Source organism: Labrys okinawensis (assembly GCF_047345005.1).
GTDB classification, from domain to species: Bacteria; Pseudomonadota; Alphaproteobacteria; order Rhizobiales; family Labraceae; genus Labrys; species Labrys okinawensis.
Genome location: NZ_CP178864.1, coordinates 5,630,037 through 5,645,953 on the forward strand (window position 1 = coordinate 5,630,037; position 15,917 = coordinate 5,645,953).

Here is a 15,917-nt window from a genome sequence, read left to right on the forward strand (position 1 = left end):
GTCCGTCTTTTTATGATCAGTCCTTCAGATCCTTGGGGTCCAGCGGCTTGTTCAGCCACTTCACCGAGATGGCATTCAGGCTGCCGTCCGCCGCCATCTTGGCAATCGCGTCGTTCAGAGCCTGCTTGAGGCGGGGTTCGCCCTTGTTGATGGCGATGTGATCGGGAGAGGTCAAGAGCTGGAACTTCTGTTCCGGCTTGAGATCCACGCGCTTGGCCAGCACCTGGGAGCCGACGTCATTGCCGACCACCATGAGTTGCGCCTGGCCCGACAGGAAAGCCTGGATCACCGAGTTGTAGTTGTCGAAACGGCGGACATCGGCCGAACTCGGCACCACCGCGGTCAACGACGTGTCCTCAAGGGTGCCGCGATTGACCGCGATGGACTTGTCCGCCAGATCCTCCTTGCCGGTCACCTTCAGCGCCTGAGGGCCGATGACCGCGATGTAATAGGGTGCATAGGCCGAGACATAGTCGACCACTTTCTCGCGCTCGGCGCTGTAACCCACGCTCAGGAGCATGTCGACGCGCTTTTCGGTCAGGAAGGGGATGCGGTTCTGGCCGGTGACGCTGACAAGGTTGAGCTTGACCTTCAGCCCATCGGCGATGATCTGCGCCACATCGATGTCATAGCCCTTGAGGCTCATGTCCGAACTCACCGAGGAGAAGGGCGGAAAATCGGCGAAGACACCGACATTGATCACGCCGGCCTTGGTGATGTCGTCGAGCGCATCGGCTCTGGCGCCGATGGCACCGGCGAAGAGCGCCGCGGTCACGGCGGCGGCACGCAGGAAGAAATTCAGCTTCATGGAACTCGTCCTTTCTCTGGATGGGTCGTTTCAACGATGCAGAGTATTCAAGCGGCGACGGGGATGACGACGCAACCCTGCGCCGGCAGTCCCACCACCACGGGCTGTCCGGGAACTTGGGCGTCGCCGGCTCTATTGGGCTGGACAGCGAGTAGCTGCCCGCCTCCCTGAAGCCCGATCAGCACCTGGCGCATGGCGCCAAGCGGGGTGATTTCCAGAACCTGTCCGGGAATGCGGTTGCGCTCGCCCGAGGCTGCGGCGGCCTGCGGCGCCATCAGGTCGATGCTCTCCGGGCGAACGCAAAGATCGACCTCGCCTCGCCCGGCAGCGCTGTCCTGCATGGCAACCACCAGCTTCATGCCATTGGCGCCCACGAAGGCCGCAAGCCCATTGCCATGCGCTTCAAGGCGGCCACGGAACCAATTGGCTCGTCCCATGAACTCCGCCACGAAGCGAGAACGAGGCTGGCCATAGACCTCGTTCGGGGGTCCTGCCTGTACGATATGTCCGCTTCTCATCACGAAGACGCGCTCGCCCAGGCTCATCGCTTCCTCCTGGTCATGGGTGACCACGATGGTCGTGGCATCGACTGCGGCGAGTACCTGCTTGAGTTCCGCCCGCAATTCCTGGCGCAGCTTGGCATCGAGAGCGGACAACGGCTCGTCCAGAAGCACCAGCCCCGGGCGTGTCGCCAAGGCCCGGGCCAAGGCGACGCGTTGCTGCTGGCCGCCGCTAAGCTGATGCGGCTTGCGATGCCCGAAGTCCGGCAGGCGCACCAGTTTGAGCATCTCGGCGACCCGGTCGGCGATCTCATTGCGCGGACAGCCGCGATAGCGCAGCCCATAAGCGACATTCTCGGCGATGGTCATATGCGGAAACAGGGCATAGTGCTGGAACAGCAAGCCGACATTGCGCTGATAGGGCCTAAGGCTGGTGACATCCTCGCCAGCAATCCGCACCGTCCCGGCATCCGGCTTCTCGAATCCGGCGATGATGCGCAGGATCGTGGTCTTGCCGCAACCGCTCGGACCAAGAAGAGCAACTGTCTCGCCACCTGCGATCGAGAAGGAGACGCCATCAACGGCCGTTATGTCGCCAAAACGTTTGACAGCATTGGTGAATTCCACGGAGTTGGCCATGTCGTGCTCCTGTTATCCGAACATGCCCTGGCCGATCAGCCGGTCGAAGCCGACGAGCCGTTCCAGGACGATGATGAGAATGGCCGTGATGCCGACGAGCAGAACGGCGGCAGCCGCGATGGTGAGGTCGAAGGAGGCCCGCATGTTGCTCACCAGCGCTACCGGCAAGGTATAGGTGGTGGGATCGGTGAGGAAGAGGCTGACGGCGACGTCGTCCATCGAGATCGCAAAGGTGAAAACCGCGCCCGTGACGATGCCGGTGCGGATGAGCGGCAGGGTGACGCTCCAGAAAGCCTGCCTTTCCGTCGCCCCAAGGATCAGCGCTGCCTCGGTCAGGCGTTTGTCGCGACCGACCAGGCTGGCCAGAGTCGCGCGCAGGGCATAGGGCAGCGTGATGATGATGTGCCCGGCCAGCAGCCGCGGAAAGCCGTTGACCACACCGATCTTGGACAGGAACAGCAACAGGGCGAAGCCCGTCACCACGGCCGGCACAATGAGCGGCGACAGGAACGCCGCCATGATGAGGCCCTTGCCACGAAAATCACCGCGGTCAAGCCCCACGGCCGCCGCCGTTCCAATCACCACATTGACGAGGGTTGCCAGGATCGCGATCTGCAGGCTGGTGCTCAGCCCCGCTGCCACGTAATCCTGCGAAAACAGCTTCTCGAACCAGTGCAGCGACAGGCCGGGCGGCGGTAGCGGCCCGAGATAGTCACGGGCATCGAAGGCGAGCAATCCGGCCACCAGCAAGGGCGCGATGAGGAAGGCCAGCCCCAGCCCGACCAGTGCGTTCGTCACGGCGACAGCGAAACGATCGCCCCAGAGCTTGGTCCTGCCGTCCGAGGTCATGCGCGTTTCCTCCGGCCATGCTGCACGAGCGAGACGAGATAGACGACGCAAAGGGTCAGGATCAGCATGGTGATCGAGACGGCGGCGCCGCTCGGGTAATTCGAGACGTCGCTGAAGCGGTTGTAGATCACGTTCGAAATGAAAAGTACCCGCCCTTTCCCGAGCACCATCGGAATGACGAAGGCGCTGATGGAGAAGGTCAGCGAGATCAGGAATGCGGAAATCACCGCCGGCAGGCTGCGCGGCAGGGTGATATCGAGATGAGCCCGCCAGACCGGCGCCCCTAGGGACTGGGCAGCATCGATCAGGCGGGGATCGAGATTCTGCACCGTGCCGATCAGGGTCAGTACGCTGATCGGAATCACCGCATGCAACAGCCCGGCCCCAACCAGGGTCTCGATATACCAATGGCTGGTCGGCGCGATGCCCATGGCGGTGAGCAGCGGGCGGGCGATTCCGACCGAGCCGAAGGTGAGTTCGAGCGCATAGGTGCGCACCAGCATGGAAAGCAGCACCAGCATGATCATCAAGCCGATGCAGGCGACCCGTCCCCGTCTCGAGAAGCGGCGCACGATGCCGTAGGCGATCGGAAAGGCGATGATCATGCCCACCAGTGAGGCGGCGATACTGATACGGAAAGTCTCGAGCAGCACACCCACGAAGGAAGGGCTGGCGAGCTCGCTGTAATTGTCGATGACGAAAGGCGAATCGGGCGCCGAGCCGATCCGGCCGGGCACGAACTGCCTGAAGCTCTCCAGCGCGAGATCGACAAGCGGCGCCGCAAAGATCAGCACGAAGACGGCCAGCGCCGGCACGAGCAGGAGCATCGCCCCGCGGTCGCGGAATGGCGTCGTCGACGGGCTGGTCGCAGGGATGGCTTGGGACGACAAAGGATGTTTTCCTGCAGACTGCTCCCCGCACCCGGGGTGAGGGAGGCAGCCGATCTGGCGGAAAGGAGAAAAACGAGGGCGATGGTGTCCTCGTTTCGATTTGCGTCAGAGCAGCGGTGCGATATCGGCTTCCCAGCGCTTGGCCCAGGCATCCTGGCTGGACAGCACCACGTCGTAGTCGGGCACGTGGACATATTCGTCCAGTTCGGCCGACGTGAAAATGAGGTGCTTGAGGTTGTCCGGCGTCTCGGCCTTGGCATTGAGCGGTGCCTCGCCCGCGACCTTGGCATAGAGCGCGTTCATCGGCGGGCTGATGGCAAAATTGATGAAGTCCAGCGTCGCCTTCAAATTGGGCCGGTTCTTCAGCACGGCGAAGCCGCTCTGATAGAGGAAGGTCGCCATGCCCTTCTGCTTGGTCAGGCGGGTTACCGGGAAGTTCTTGGCGACGGCCGCCCAGCTCGGCTCGGCAAAGAAACCGACCGAGGTCTCGCCCGCGGTGAAGGAGTTGGTGAAGTCGACATCGGTCACCGCGATGCGGCCGATATTGCCCGACTTGGCGAGATCCTTCATCAGGGCCCAGCCTGGTTCCATGTTCTTCTCGTCGCCGCCGCCATGCAGGGCCAGCGCCACGATCTGCAGCATCATGCTTTGTGTCGGACCGGGCCAGCAGATGGCGCCCTTCAGCTTGGGATCAAACAGGTCCTCGATCCTGGTGACGGGCATCGGCGCCGTATCCGTGCGGTAGCCGAAATACATGCCGCCGACGGCGCGCGGTACCGCCTTGATCCCTCCCTTGCTGTCCTTGATGATCATCTTGGCGGGAATGTCGGCGAGATTGGGAATGTCGGCCGGTGAGATGGTCTCCAGCCAGTCCTCCTTGATCATGCTGTTGAAGGAACCTTCCCAGCCGGCGACATAGTCGAAATCAGTGCGCGGCCAGATCGCCTTGATCTTGGGTAGAATTGCGGCGGCACCACCCTGATGGAGGACCCAATCGATATCGACGGTGCTTTGCTGAGCGGCGATCTCCTTCATCGCCTTGACGACATCGCCGCCCCATTCGACGGCCGTCAACTTCGTACCGGCGGCCCGGACTGGTGCGACCGTCCCCAACAACGCGGGCACGCTCATCGAGCCCAGAAGTGCGAGCAGGTTCCTGCGCGACAATTCAATCATGATCTTTCCCCTCTATGGCTGCCGCCATGCCCGCGTCGTGGACCGACTTCTTATGGGCAGCGCCAGCACGGCAGAGGGGGCCCGAAAAAGACCGGCTGCGGTAGCCGGAAAATAGATGTGAGGGTATAAGCGCCGCTGAATGCCCTCAGCGGAACGCCGCCACAGGTAGTCTCTCAGGCGTGGCCGAGCTCAACCTGGCGCAGCACGAAATCGACCAGGAAACGCGACTCCTCGCGCGCGCCGCTGCGCACATAGAGACCGATGTCGACCCGGGCCGGACCCGGTATGTCGATCGATCTGTCGAGGGCGCGGCAACCCTCGGGGATGGTCGCCGCGATCATTGGGCCGATGCCGATGCCGACCCTGACGGCCGTCGCCATCGCCACCAGGGTCGAAGCCTCGCAGACGATGCGCCAATCGCGATTGCGCGTTGCGAGCGTCGCCATGGCTGGGCCCCGCCAGGGGCAGCTTTCCACGAACATGATGACGGGCAGCGGCATGTCCGGCATGAATTCGATATCGGCACGCCCGACCCAATGCAGATACTCGTTCCAGACATGCACAGGCTTGCGGCTGCAGCGGCTGGTATCGCAGACAGCGATATCAAGCTCGTCATTCTCAAGCATGGCCGCCAAGCGTGCATTGGAATCGACCAGGATGTCGATGTCGACCCGCGCGTTCTTGTCGCGGAAATCCCTGAGAATGTCGATCAGGCGGGTCGCCGCGAAATCTTCGACCACGCCGAGCCGGATGCGTCCCTCGATCTGCCGGCCGTTCAGACGCTTGCCGACTTCGTCGGTCAAAGTGAGGATTTCACGGGCATAGGACACAAGCAGAAGTCCGTCGGCAGTCAGGGTGAGTCCCTTGGGGCTGCGCTCGAAGAGGTCTGACCCAACCAGACCCTCCAGTTTGCGGATCTGCATGCTGACCGCCGCTTGCGTGCGATGCAGCGATAGCGCCGCGCCATTCACCGTCCCCACTTCGGCGACGGAAATAAAGGCGCGAAGCAAGTAGGGGTCAAGATTCAGCATGGGGGCGCGGAAGAGAGCCAGTAGGCCGGAGGCGCGATGGGCGATAGTGCAACGCATTCGCTGCGAGGCGCCGGACTAGGCGGTCCATGCTGCTGATCCCCTGTGATGATACCCCTGCCCGTGCCGGCCTCGTCAACCTTCTCAGCGCATGCAAGCATTGTTCCACATGAGCTGAAAATCACAAGAGCCTTCTGTCGTGATGGGCGTCCGTGGATCGGCGGGCTCACGGCTTTGCGGCCACGACCTCGACCTCCACCTTGAACTCTTCCCGCGTGAAGCCAGAGACGATCATGAGCGTCGAGGCTGGCGGCGGATTGGACACCACCGTGTCGCGTGCCTTCATATAGCCCGCCATGTGCTCGCGGGCTGTAACATAGGCGTTGATGCGCACGATATCGCCAAGTCCCATGTCTGCTTCAGCCAGGATGGCGGCGATGGATTGGAAGATCAGCGCGGCCTGCGCCTCGGCGCCTTCCGGTATCACCTCGTCGGTGCCGATGCCCAATTGCCCCGAACAGAACACCAGCCGCGTACCGGCCAGCACTTCGATGGCATGGCTATAACGCGCGAACGGTGCGCGGAGGGAAGGCGGCGTAATGGCACGGAGCATGGGGACAGATCCTGGGCAGAAGGGGCTGGCGCGAAATTAGTCGTGCTTGTCTCTTGTGCAAGCGCGATTTGCCGCTAACAATTCCTATCGGCGTGGCAAGGGCCCTGACTGAAGCGCCCGCATGACCACTATCGGCCTTCGAGCCGGAAGGGAACAGAGGCGAACGAATGAACAAGATGCTCAAGAAGGCCAGCTTCATTGCGGCGGCCGTGCTCCTTGCCGGCTTGAATGCCGCCCATGCGGAGGATCTCGTCAAGGTGCGCTTCGGCACCAACTGGCTGGCCGAGCCCGAGCATGGCGGCTTCTACCAGGCTGTTGCCGACGGCACATACAAGAAATACGGCCTCGATGTCGAGATTGTGCAGGGTGGTCCGCAGGCCAACAACGCCACGGCCTTGGTTGCCGGCAAGAACGACTTCTACATGGGCGGCAACATGGTCGAGGTCTTCTCGGCAGTGAAGGAAGGCGTGCCGCTGGTCGCCGTCGCCGCCACATTCCAGAAGGACCCGCAGATCCTGATGACTCATCCTGGCGTCGGCCTGGATAGCTGGGCCGACCTCAAGAAGGCAAAGTCCATCCTCATCGGCCCCGACTTCCAGGCCACCGGCTATGCCTGGATGAAGGCAGCCTTCGGCTTCACCGATGAGGTGGTCAAGCCCTACGACTTCAATCCCGCCCCCTTCATCGCCGACAAGGACTCGGTGCAGCAGGGCTATGTGACCTCCGAGCCCCTTCAGGTGGAAAAGAGCGGCGGTTTCAAGCCCAACGTCTTCCTGATCGCCGACCAGGGCTGGAATACCTATTCGACCTTGATCGTCACCCGGCAGGACTTCATCGACAAGCACCCCGATGTGGTCCAGAAATTCGTCGACGCCTCCGCCATCGGCTGGGCCAATTATCTCTACGGCGACAACAAGGCCGCCAATGAGGCGATCAAGAAGGACGATCCTGACATGAACGACGAGCAGATCGCCTATGGCGTCTCCCAGCTCAAGGCTCATGGCCTGGTCGTCTCGGGCGATGCCGAGAAGGGCGGAATCGGCGCCATGACCGACGAGCACATGAAGTCCTTCTTCGACAAGATGGTCCAGGCCGGCGTCTACACCGCCGATCTCGACTACAAGAAGGGATACACGCTGCAATTCGTGAACAAGAATGTCGGCTCGGATCTGATCAAGAAGTAGAAGATGCGGGGCGCGACTTGCCTTCCCCACGAAGCTGGGGACGGGAGTGGTGCCCTTCACTCAAGTGGAAATCCCCCATTGAACCAGGCCGCTTCCACTCCGCGCCCGCCGACCCCCAAGACCGTCGTCTCGCTGCGCGATGTCAGCAAGCAGTTCTCCTCGGGCACTCTGGCACTGGAGCATCTCGATCTCGATATCTACCAGGGTGAGATCCTTTCTTTGCTCGGCCCTTCCGGTTGCGGCAAGTCGACGGCGCTGCGCATCATCGCCGGGCTCGGCGACACTTCGAGCGGCCGCCTCATCTGGCCGGGCGGAGGCGATGATCATTCCAGCGACGTCGGCTTCGTCTTCCAGGAACCGACGCTGATGCCCTGGGCCACCGTGTTCGACAATGTGCGGCTGCCCTCCCGCCTCAAGGGCATCTCGCGCAAGGCGGCGAAGGACACGGTGATGCAGGCGCTCGACAATGTGGGCCTCCATGCCTTTGCCGATGCCTATCCGCGCGAACTGTCCGGGGGCATGCGCATGCGCGTCTCCATCGCTCGCGCCATGGTGACAAAGCCGAAACTCCTCCTCATGGATGAGCCCTTCGCGGCGCTCGACGAGATCACGCGCCAGAAGCTCAATGACGATTTGATCCGCATCCAGCACGAACTCGGCTGGACGGTGGTGTTCGTTACCCATTCCGTGTTCGAGAGCGTCTATATCTCGGACCGCATCGTGGTGATGGCGGCCCGCCCCGGCCGGGCCTTCGCCGAGCTCATCGTGGATGCGCCCCGCCCGCGCACCCCCGAGTTTCGCGCCTCCGCCGCCTATGCCGATTATTGCCGCAAGGCCTCGGCCACGCTGACGGCGGCCATCGGCAAGACGGCCGAAACGGTCGATGGACATTGAACGGAGGCCGACATGAGCGCCCTCACCAACACCAGCGACCTCGCAAGCGTCCCACGGGGCCGCGCAGGCGCCTTCCTCAAATGGGCCCTGCCGCTCGCCTTCCTGGTCGTGGTCGTGGCGATCTGGGAATATTGCGTCGATGTCGGCCTGACTCCACAAAAGGTGGTGCCGGCCCCGAGCGAGATCTGGGCGGCCTTCTTTCGCGAATGGAACACGCTGGGGCCGGCGTGGCTGTTCACCATCGAGGTGACGATCGAGGGCTTCGTCCTGGCTGTGGTCGGCGGCGTGGTGCTGGCGGTGCTGTTTTCGATGTCGCGGCTGGTCGAATTCACGCTCTATCCTTATGCGATCATCCTGCAGGTCACGCCGGTTCTGGCGATTGCGCCGCTCCTGCTGGTCATCCTCTCGCAGGGTACGGTGCTGCTGGTCTGCGTATGGCTGGTCGCCTTCTTCCCGGTACTCGCCAACACGCTGATCGGCCTGCGCTCGACCGACCATAATCTCCTCAATTTGTTCGAACTCTATCGCGCCTCGCCCTGGCAGAAGCTCTGGGTGCTGCGCCTGCGCAGTGCCCTGCCCTATTTCCTGGGCGGCGTGCGCATTGCCGGTGGCCTCTCGCTGATCGGTGCCGTGGTGGCAGAACTCGCTACCGGGGCAGGCGGCGCGCGCGGGGGCCTCGGCTATGTCATCTATCTCGCCCCGCGCTATTTCGCCTATCCGCGCGCCTATGCCGCTTTGGTGCTGCTGTCGCTGTCCGGTATCGTCATCTTCCTGTTGCTCTCTTTCGCCTCGCATCTGCTTTTGCATAAATGGCACGAGAGCGCCCTGAAGCGGGAAAACTGATTGTGCCCTCGTTACCGGAAATTCCCGCCTCGGGCCGCTGGTCCCTCGAAGCCACCGTTCCCGCGTGCCTGGTGGCCTTGCCGGGCCTGACGCCGGACGAGGACGGGTTGGCACGCATCAGCCTGACGGTCGAGAATGGCAAGATCGTCGCGCTCACCCCGGCTGGCGGCCTGCCCGGTGCGCTCAGGGCCGGCATGGCCTTTCCGACTTTCGTCGAGCTGCACACCCATCTCGACAAGGGCCATATCTGGCCGCGCCGGCGCAATCCCGATGGTACCTTCTTCGGCGCCCTCGACAATGTCACGCTCGACCGGGAGGCCCACTGGTCGGCCGCCGATGTTGCCGCCCGTATGGAATTCTCGCTGCGCTGCGCCTATGCGCACGGCACTTCGGCCATTCGCACCCATCTCGATTCGATCGGCAAGCAGATAGGCATTTCCTGGCCCGTCTTTGCCGAAATGCGCGAGAAATGGGCCGGCCGCATCGAGCTGCAGGCCGTGGCGCTATTCTCGATCGAACAGGTCTCGGACCGCGCCCATGTCTCACAGGTCACGGCCGCCGTGCGCGACCATGACGGCATCATGGGCGGGGTCACCTATATGGTGCCCGAGCTCGACCAGAACCTCGACACCCTCTTCCGCCTTGCGGCCGACAACGGCCTCGACCTCGACTTCCATGTCGACGAGACGCAGGATCCGGCTTCGCGCTCGTTGCGCCACATCGCCGAGGCTGCCCTGCGCCACCGCTTCGCCGGCCAGGTCACCGTTGGCCATTGCTGCTCGCTGGCACGGCAGGAGGAAGAGGAAATCAGGGGCACCGTCGACAAGATGGCGGCCTCGGGCATCGCCGTGGTCTCGCTGCCGATGTGCAACCTGTATCTCCAGGACCGCGTCACCGGCCGCACCCCCCGCTCCCGCGGCGTCACGCTGCTGCATGAGCTGAAGGCGGCCGGCGTGAAGGTGGCAGTGGCCTCCGACAACACGCGCGACCCCTTCTACGCCTATGGCGATCTCGATGCGCTGGAAGTATTTCGCGAGGCGAGCCGCATCGCCCATTTCGATCATCCCTTCGGCGACTGGCCGATGGTGGTGACGGCGACTCCCGCCTCGGTGATGGGCATTGATGCCGGGCGGCTGCGCGTCGGCGGCGCGGCCGATTTCGTGCTCTTCCGGGCCCGCAACTGGACGGAGCTGCTCTCGCGCCCGCAAAGCGACCGCGTGGTGGTACGCGGAGGGCAAGCGATCGATACGGCGCTGCCGGATTACGAGGAGCTGGACGGAGTGCTGGCGGGATGAGGGAGACATTTCGGGGGGCGGGTCTTCAGACCCACCTCTTCAAAGGCAACGACGCAGAAGGCGGGTCTGAAGACCCGCCCCCCGAGGTCATGGCATGGCAGGCTTCCCGCCTGCTCTTCCCTTCCCATATGCGTATCGTCTCCAAGAGCAGGCTGGAAGCCTGCGATTGTCTATTTCAATCCCATCGTGCAAGCCTAGCTTTTGGATGCCTCCAGCTCGGTGGCCGCCGAGCTGGAGGCGGGAGGGGACGGGTCGTGCCTGCGATAATCGAAGGACTGACTTAGGAGTCTGACCACCCCTCTCTTTTCCATGAGGCCTGAACGGATACCGGCATTGCTCCGGAGACAAGCAGAGGACTTGGAAAAGATGACGAGCAGCCTAGCACACAATGTCGGCACCGACATCGGCAAGGATCATTTGGATGTGGCTGTCCACCCGGCAGGCCTCATCAAGCGCTTTGCCAACACCCAGGCGGGCCATCGCGCCCTGCTTGCCTGGCTTTCTTCCTGGACTGTCGAGCGTGTGGTGTTCGAAGCAACGGGGGCCTATCATCGCGCCTTCGAACGCGCGCTCAACCAGGCCGGCCTGCCGGCCGTCAAGCTCAACCCGCGCCAGGCCCGACGCTTTGCCGAAGGTATTGGCAGGCTGGCCAAGACCGATCGCATCGATGCCATGACCCTGGCCCGCTATGGCCAGGCCGTCCAGCCCGAGCCGACCCTCATCGTCAGCCAGGCCCTTGAGGAGATGAAGCAATTGGCCGCGGCGCGGGACGCCCTGATGAAGATCAAAGTGGCAACCCAGACCCGCCAGCAAACCGCCGAACTCCCCCTGATCAAGCGCCAACTCGCCAAGACACTGGCTCTGACCCAAGCGCAGATAAACGCCATCGACGAGGAGATCGCCAGGCGGGCCGACAAGGATCCCGCCTTCAAGCGCAGAGCCGAAATCCTCGATTCCATCCCCGCCGTGGCACCCATCACAGCTCACGCCATGCTCATCCACATGCCTGAACTGGGCACCCTGTCTCCCCCTCAAGCCGCAAGCCTGGCCGGCCTCGCCCCTGTCCCACGCGACAGCGGCAGCAAAAATGGCAAGCGCTTCATTCGCGGGGGAAGAGCCCTTCTGCGACGAGCCCTCTATATGCCCATGGTCGCCGCTATCCGATGGAACCCCGACCTCGCCGCTAAATACCAGGCCATGGTCGCCGCCGGAAAACCCAAAAAAATCGCCATCGTCGCCATCATGCGCAAGCTCATCATCCTCGCTAACGCCCTCTTGCGAGATAATCGGATTTGGACGCCTAAAGCTGCTTGACCGAATACGGATACTCCCAGGAAGGTCCCATGACCGACATCGCCGCGCTCAAGGCCCGCCTGCCCGGCATCCGCATCGAGGACCACCCCACGCTCGTGCGCCAGAAGAGCCGCGACTTCTTCTGGTATTCGCCCGTGCTCAAGCGCCAGCTCGACCACATCACCGGGGATGGCGTCGTCTTCGCCAAATCGGCCGCCGATGTCGCCGCCACGCTCGCTGCCTGCTATGACCTCGACATTCCCGTCACCCCGCGCGGCACCGGCACCGGCAATTACGGCCAGGCCATGCCGCTTTCGCGCGGCGTGGTTCTCGACCTTTCCTTGATGGACAAGGTGCTGAAGATCGAGCCGGGCGTGCTGGTCGCCGAAGCCGGCGCCGTGATGGCGGAGATCGACAGCAAGACACAAGCTCATTCCAGCCAGGAACTGCGCCTGCACCCCTCCACCGCCAAGACCGCCACTATCGGCGGCTTCGTCGCCGGCGGCTCTGGCGGCGTCGGCTCGATCACCTGGGGCGGCCTTCGCGATTGGGGCAATGTCACCCGCCTCAAGGTGGTGACGATGGAGGCAAGCCCCCGCCTGCTCGACCTCACCGGCGAGGACCTGCAGAAGGTCAGCCACGCATACGGCACCAACGGCATCATCACCGAGGTGGAAATGCCGCTGACCACCGCCTTCAAATGGGTGGATGTCATCATCGGCTTCGATACGCTCGCCGAGGCGGCCGCGTTCGCCAATGAGACGGGCGAAGCCGACGGCATCCTCAAGAAGCAGCTTGCCGTGGTGGCCGCGCCCGCGGCCCATGACTACTTCAATCGGCACCGGCGCTGGATCCCGCGCGACAAGCACATCGTCTGCGCCATGATCGCACCGCAGAACTACGATGCCTTCCTTACCCTCACGCGCCGGCGCAGGGGCGCCGAACTGCTGTTCTCCACATCGGGCCTGGGCGAGGCGGATCGCAAGGGCCTGCCCGACATCTATGAGCTTGGCTGGAATCACACCACGCTGCGGGCACTGAAGATCGACCCCACCATCACCTATCTGCAGGTGCTCTATCCCTTCCCGAAGCAGCTCGAGCTTGTGACGAAGATCCATGCTCGCTTCGGCGATGAATTGCCGGCTCACCTCGAATTCGTGCGTTTCGACGGCAAGGTCACCTGCTTCGGCCTGCCGCTGGTGAAGTTCACCACGGAGGAGCGGCTAGACGAGATCATCAGCATCCACGAGGAAATGGGCGCGCCGGTGTTCAATCCGCACCGCTACACACTGGAGGAAGGCGGCATGAAGCAGACCGACGCGCTGCAGCTCGCCTTCAAGCGCGAAGCTGACCCCAAGGGCCTGCTCAACCCCGGCAAGATGATCGCCTGGGACGATCCGAACTACGACTACACCTCGAGCCGGACCTACCTGTTCCGGGGCATGCAGATGGAGGAAACCTAAGTCATGTGCGGCAACCAGAGCGGTGAGAATCTTGCGACCGGCACCCTGCAGGTCGACGACGAGCGCGTACGCATCACCCGCTATGACTTCACGCCGGGCGCCGAGACGGGCTGGCACCGCCACGAATATCCCTATGCCGTGGTGCCCCTGCTCGACGGCACGCTGCGGATCGTCGACAAGGCGGGCGAGAAACTGGTGCCGCTCTCGGCCGGCGTCAGCTATTCCCGCCCCGCCGACATCGAGCATAATGTCTTCAATGCCGGGCCTGGACCGATGGCCTTCGTCGAAATCGAAATGAAGGGTTGATGCGAGTCCTGGTTCTGTTCGCCCATCCTTGCGAGGAATCCTTCGCCGCGGCCCTGCACGCCAGAGCCGTCGAGACCCTGCGCAAGGCCGGCCACGAAGTCGACGATTGCGACCTTTATGCCGAGGACTTCCAGCCCGTGCTGTCGGCGGCGGAACGGCGCGCCTATCATGATACGGCCAAGAACCGGGCAGGCGTCGTCGCCTATGTCGAGCGGCTGCAGCGGGCCGAGGCACTGGTGATCGTCACCCCGGTGTGGAATTACGGCTTCCCGGCCATTCTCAAGGGCTTCTTCGACCGGGTCTTCCTGCCGGGCGTCTCCTTCAATCTTGTCGATGGCAGGGTGCAGGGCGCGCTGCACGACATCACCCGCGTGGTTGCCGTCACCTCCTATGGCGGCTCGCGTTTCAAGGCGATCCTGATGGGCGATCCGCCTCGACGTGTGATCATGCGCATGTTGCGAGGCGTGGTGAAACCTTTCGCACGCTTCCGCTATCTCGCCCACTATTCGATGAACCTGTCGACCGATCAGTCCCGCAAAGCCTTCCTGGCCAAGGTGGAGCGAACGCTGGAGCACCTTTAGGGGCGCTGCCTTGTCCCAATGCTCAAACAAAACCATTTTCACAGTTTGCGCAGGTACTCCTCGACATTTTCTGTAAGAAAATGTATTTGAAGCCGGCTACATCAAATCATCAGCCGGCGGATTATTGCCATGCGACATCCGGCCTCCAAGACCCTTGGTTATCAATTGATCCATGTGGCCCGGCTGCACCGGGCTCGAACGGCCAAGCTCCTTGAAGCGCTTGGCCTGTTTCCCGGCCAGGAGCAGGTTCTCGAAGCACTGGCAGGGCGCGAGGCGCTGTCGATGAGCGAGCTCGCCGATATCCTGCGCGTACGCCCGCCGACGGCCTCGAAGACGATCGCCCGTCTCTCCGCAGCGGGCCTGATCGAGCGCAAGACGACCGACGGCGACGGACGTGTGGTGCGCGTGGCGCTCAGCCCCACGGGCAAGGACAAGGCGGCAGCCATCGCCGCCCTGGCTCTGGACATCGAGGCGGAGGCCACCAGCCATCTCGATGGCAAGGACCGCAAGCGCCTGCGCAAACTGCTGAAGCGCGTCGAGAAGGGTTTCAAGCACGCGTTGGGCGGCGAGATGGATCCCGACGACGATGACGGCGCCGACGATGGGGACGCCGACGAGGTGTGACCGGGAGCGCGGACATCCTTCCTGGGATCGCAGGCATCCTTGCCTGCAACTTTGTCGTAGAGCGAAGCGTATCCAAGAGCAGGCAAGGATGCCTGCGATCCCGGGAAATCACAGCCCCATGATACTTTCCACCAGTTCCTTCGAGCGGAACCGGTAGCCTTCATTGTCGATGGCCTTCCAGCCGCCCTTGCCGTCATCGACGATGCGGCTGCGCATCCCGCCGGCCTTGGCGATGATGTCGTAGTCCTGACCGGAGTCCGCCGGATAGGCGAAGGTCATCACCAGTTCCGTGTCGCCGATATTCACGGAGCGGTGGATCCAGTAGGGCGGCACGTAGCACAGGCTGCGCGGGCCGATCTCGACAGTGCGAATCTCGCCGGCGGGTGATTCCAGCAGCATGAGGCCGTGGCCCGCCTCCCCATAATACATTTCCGGCCGGTTGGCGTTGGCGTGGATATGGCCGCGCGTGAGAAAATACTCATCGCCCACCCTGCCCGGGATCATGCGCGTGACGCCGATGATCATGTCGCCGGCATCGGACGAGGGTTTGAAGTCGGTGACCTCGTAGACCACCGTCTCGCCGAGCTCGGCCAGAACGGCATTGTAGGCGTCTTGGTCCGCATAGAGGCCGACAAGATCCGCCATCGTCCTGGTGTAGCGATTGCTGGCGCCGCTCAGTTCGCCCTTCTCGACATCGACTCGGCAGATACCGGGTTCACGCATCGGCATTTCAGCACAACCTTTCAACGCAATGAAGCGAGCCTTGGGACTCGAAATTGTGTAGCTATGCTACATTTTCGACAACCGGCCGACAAGACCGCGGGCAAGTTTTTGACCAGGTGCACGGAAAAATGCGCAATATTGCGCCGCAGCATTTCACCTATGTGAATAGATATCAAATTTTGATATTTTCTCTCGCTTGACCGTTATC

Annotated in this window: 17 protein-coding genes; 9 read left to right on the forward strand and 8 right to left on the reverse strand. The window is 62.9% G+C overall.

What is annotated here, in order from left to right; genetic code table 11:
- Positions 1–16: 16 nt before the first annotated feature.
- The 7 genes from ACMDCR_RS26340 to ACMDCR_RS26370 form a co-directional block, all read right to left on the reverse strand.
- Positions 17–808, reverse strand: a complete 792-nt coding sequence (locus ACMDCR_RS26340; protein WP_413989447.1) for a transporter substrate-binding domain-containing protein — start codon at positions 806–808, stop codon at positions 17–19.
- 47 nt (positions 809–855) lie between these two features.
- Positions 856–1,947: an ABC transporter ATP-binding protein gene (locus ACMDCR_RS26345; protein ID WP_413989448.1), complete on the reverse strand. Its 1,092-nt coding sequence runs from the start codon at positions 1,945–1,947 to the stop codon at positions 856–858.
- Positions 1,948–1,959: 12 nt separating this feature from the next.
- Positions 1,960–2,796: an ABC transporter permease gene (locus ACMDCR_RS26350; RefSeq protein ID WP_413989449.1), complete on the reverse strand. Its 837-nt coding sequence runs from the start codon at positions 2,794–2,796 to the stop codon at positions 1,960–1,962.
- Complete coding sequence (locus ACMDCR_RS26355; RefSeq protein WP_413989450.1) at positions 2,793–3,686, reverse strand: ABC transporter permease; 894 nt, start codon at positions 3,684–3,686, stop codon at positions 2,793–2,795. Before ACMDCR_RS26355 ends, ACMDCR_RS26350 begins: the two co-directional genes overlap by 4 nt.
- A 105-nt stretch (positions 3,687–3,791) precedes the next feature.
- Entirely contained in the window at positions 3,792–4,862 is a 1,071-nt protein-coding gene (locus ACMDCR_RS26360) for an ABC transporter substrate-binding protein (protein WP_413989451.1), read from the reverse strand.
- A 173-nt stretch (positions 4,863–5,035) separates the two neighbouring features.
- Positions 5,036–5,893 (reverse strand): LysR substrate-binding domain-containing protein, encoded by an 858-nt coding sequence (locus tag ACMDCR_RS26365; RefSeq protein ID WP_413989452.1) that lies wholly within the window; start codon positions 5,891–5,893, stop codon positions 5,036–5,038.
- 223 nt (positions 5,894–6,116) lie between these two features.
- Positions 6,117–6,503 carry a RidA family protein gene (locus ACMDCR_RS26370; RefSeq protein ID WP_413989453.1) on the reverse strand — a complete coding sequence of 129 codons (387 nt, stop codon included), beginning with the start codon at positions 6,501–6,503 and terminating at the stop codon, positions 6,117–6,119.
- A gap of 167 nt (positions 6,504–6,670) precedes the next feature.
- Here ACMDCR_RS26370 and ACMDCR_RS26375 point away from each other — a divergent pair, with 167 nt between their 5' ends.
- The 9 genes from ACMDCR_RS26375 to ACMDCR_RS26415 all read left to right on the forward strand — a co-directional run bounded on the left by ACMDCR_RS26375 (position 6,671) and on the right by ACMDCR_RS26415 (position 14,986).
- On the forward strand, positions 6,671–7,687 hold the full coding sequence (locus ACMDCR_RS26375; RefSeq protein ID WP_413989454.1) for an ABC transporter substrate-binding protein: 1,017 nt from the start codon (positions 6,671–6,673) through the stop codon (positions 7,685–7,687).
- 78 nt (positions 7,688–7,765) lie between these two features.
- Complete coding sequence (locus ACMDCR_RS26380) at positions 7,766–8,581, forward strand: ABC transporter ATP-binding protein (protein WP_413989455.1); 816 nt, start codon at positions 7,766–7,768, stop codon at positions 8,579–8,581.
- A gap of 12 nt (positions 8,582–8,593) precedes the next feature.
- Positions 8,594–9,424, forward strand: a complete 831-nt coding sequence (locus ACMDCR_RS26385) for an ABC transporter permease (protein ID WP_413989456.1) — start codon at positions 8,594–8,596, stop codon at positions 9,422–9,424.
- On the forward strand, positions 9,391–10,719 hold the full coding sequence (locus ACMDCR_RS26390) for a cytosine deaminase (RefSeq protein WP_413989457.1): 1,329 nt from the start codon (positions 9,391–9,393) through the stop codon (positions 10,717–10,719). The genes ACMDCR_RS26385 and ACMDCR_RS26390 overlap by 34 nt, the downstream gene beginning before the upstream one ends.
- Positions 10,720–11,085: 366 nt before the next feature.
- The gene (locus ACMDCR_RS26395; RefSeq protein ID WP_413987661.1) at positions 11,086–12,033 is read left to right on the forward strand and encodes an IS110 family transposase; all 948 of its coding nucleotides are present in this window, start codon (positions 11,086–11,088) and stop codon (positions 12,031–12,033) included.
- Between the two features lie 29 nt (positions 12,034–12,062).
- Positions 12,063–13,475, forward strand: coding sequence for an FAD-binding oxidoreductase (locus ACMDCR_RS26400; RefSeq protein WP_413989458.1), 1,413 nt, complete (start codon positions 12,063–12,065; stop codon positions 13,473–13,475).
- 3 nt (positions 13,476–13,478) lie between these two features.
- Positions 13,479–13,781 carry a cupin domain-containing protein gene (locus tag ACMDCR_RS26405; RefSeq protein WP_413989459.1) on the forward strand — a complete coding sequence of 101 codons (303 nt, stop codon included), beginning with the start codon at positions 13,479–13,481 and terminating at the stop codon, positions 13,779–13,781.
- A complete protein-coding gene (locus ACMDCR_RS26410; RefSeq protein ID WP_413989460.1) occupies positions 13,781–14,362 on the forward strand; it encodes an NAD(P)H-dependent oxidoreductase in 582 nt (193 codons plus the stop codon). The genes ACMDCR_RS26405 and ACMDCR_RS26410 overlap by 1 nt, the downstream gene beginning before the upstream one ends.
- 129 nt (positions 14,363–14,491) lie before the next feature.
- Entirely contained in the window at positions 14,492–14,986 is a 495-nt protein-coding gene (locus tag ACMDCR_RS26415; protein WP_413989461.1) for a MarR family winged helix-turn-helix transcriptional regulator, read from the forward strand.
- Between the two features lie 108 nt (positions 14,987–15,094).
- Here ACMDCR_RS26415 and ACMDCR_RS26420 read toward each other — a convergent pair whose 3' ends face one another.
- Complete coding sequence (locus ACMDCR_RS26420; RefSeq protein ID WP_413989462.1) at positions 15,095–15,715, reverse strand: glucose-6-phosphate isomerase; 621 nt, start codon at positions 15,713–15,715, stop codon at positions 15,095–15,097.
- Between the last annotated feature and the right edge of the window lie 202 nt (positions 15,716–15,917).

Excerpts from the sequence above, each read along its gene's own strand:
- ACMDCR_RS26340 (WP_413989447.1), bottom strand. The coding sequence starts at position 808 with ATGAAGCTGAATTTCTTCCTGCGTGCCGCCGCCGTGACCGCGGCGCTC.
- ACMDCR_RS26345 (WP_413989448.1), bottom strand. The coding sequence starts at position 1,947 with ATGGCCAACTCCGTGGAATTCACCAATGCTGTCAAACGTTTTGGCGAC.
- ACMDCR_RS26350 (WP_413989449.1), bottom strand. The coding sequence starts at position 2,796 with ATGACCTCGGACGGCAGGACCAAGCTCTGGGGCGATCGTTTCGCTGTC.
- ACMDCR_RS26360 (WP_413989451.1), bottom strand. The coding sequence starts at position 4,862 with ATGATTGAATTGTCGCGCAGGAACCTGCTCGCACTTCTGGGCTCGATG.
- ACMDCR_RS26365 (WP_413989452.1), bottom strand. The coding sequence starts at position 5,893 with ATGCTGAATCTTGACCCCTACTTGCTTCGCGCCTTTATTTCCGTCGCC.
- ACMDCR_RS26370 (WP_413989453.1), bottom strand. The coding sequence starts at position 6,503 with ATGCTCCGTGCCATTACGCCGCCTTCCCTCCGCGCACCGTTCGCGCGT.
- ACMDCR_RS26375 (WP_413989454.1), top strand. The coding sequence starts at position 6,671 with ATGAACAAGATGCTCAAGAAGGCCAGCTTCATTGCGGCGGCCGTGCTC.
- ACMDCR_RS26385 (WP_413989456.1), top strand. The coding sequence starts at position 8,594 with ATGAGCGCCCTCACCAACACCAGCGACCTCGCAAGCGTCCCACGGGGC.
- ACMDCR_RS26390 (WP_413989457.1), top strand. The coding sequence starts at position 9,391 with ATGGCACGAGAGCGCCCTGAAGCGGGAAAACTGATTGTGCCCTCGTTA.
- ACMDCR_RS26395 (WP_413987661.1), top strand. The coding sequence starts at position 11,086 with ATGACGAGCAGCCTAGCACACAATGTCGGCACCGACATCGGCAAGGAT.
- ACMDCR_RS26400 (WP_413989458.1), top strand. The coding sequence starts at position 12,063 with ATGACCGACATCGCCGCGCTCAAGGCCCGCCTGCCCGGCATCCGCATC.
- ACMDCR_RS26405 (WP_413989459.1), top strand. The coding sequence starts at position 13,479 with ATGTGCGGCAACCAGAGCGGTGAGAATCTTGCGACCGGCACCCTGCAG.
- ACMDCR_RS26410 (WP_413989460.1), top strand. The coding sequence starts at position 13,781 with ATGCGAGTCCTGGTTCTGTTCGCCCATCCTTGCGAGGAATCCTTCGCC.
- ACMDCR_RS26415 (WP_413989461.1), top strand. The coding sequence starts at position 14,492 with ATGCGACATCCGGCCTCCAAGACCCTTGGTTATCAATTGATCCATGTG.
- ACMDCR_RS26420 (WP_413989462.1), bottom strand. The coding sequence starts at position 15,715 with ATGCCGATGCGTGAACCCGGTATCTGCCGAGTCGATGTCGAGAAGGGC.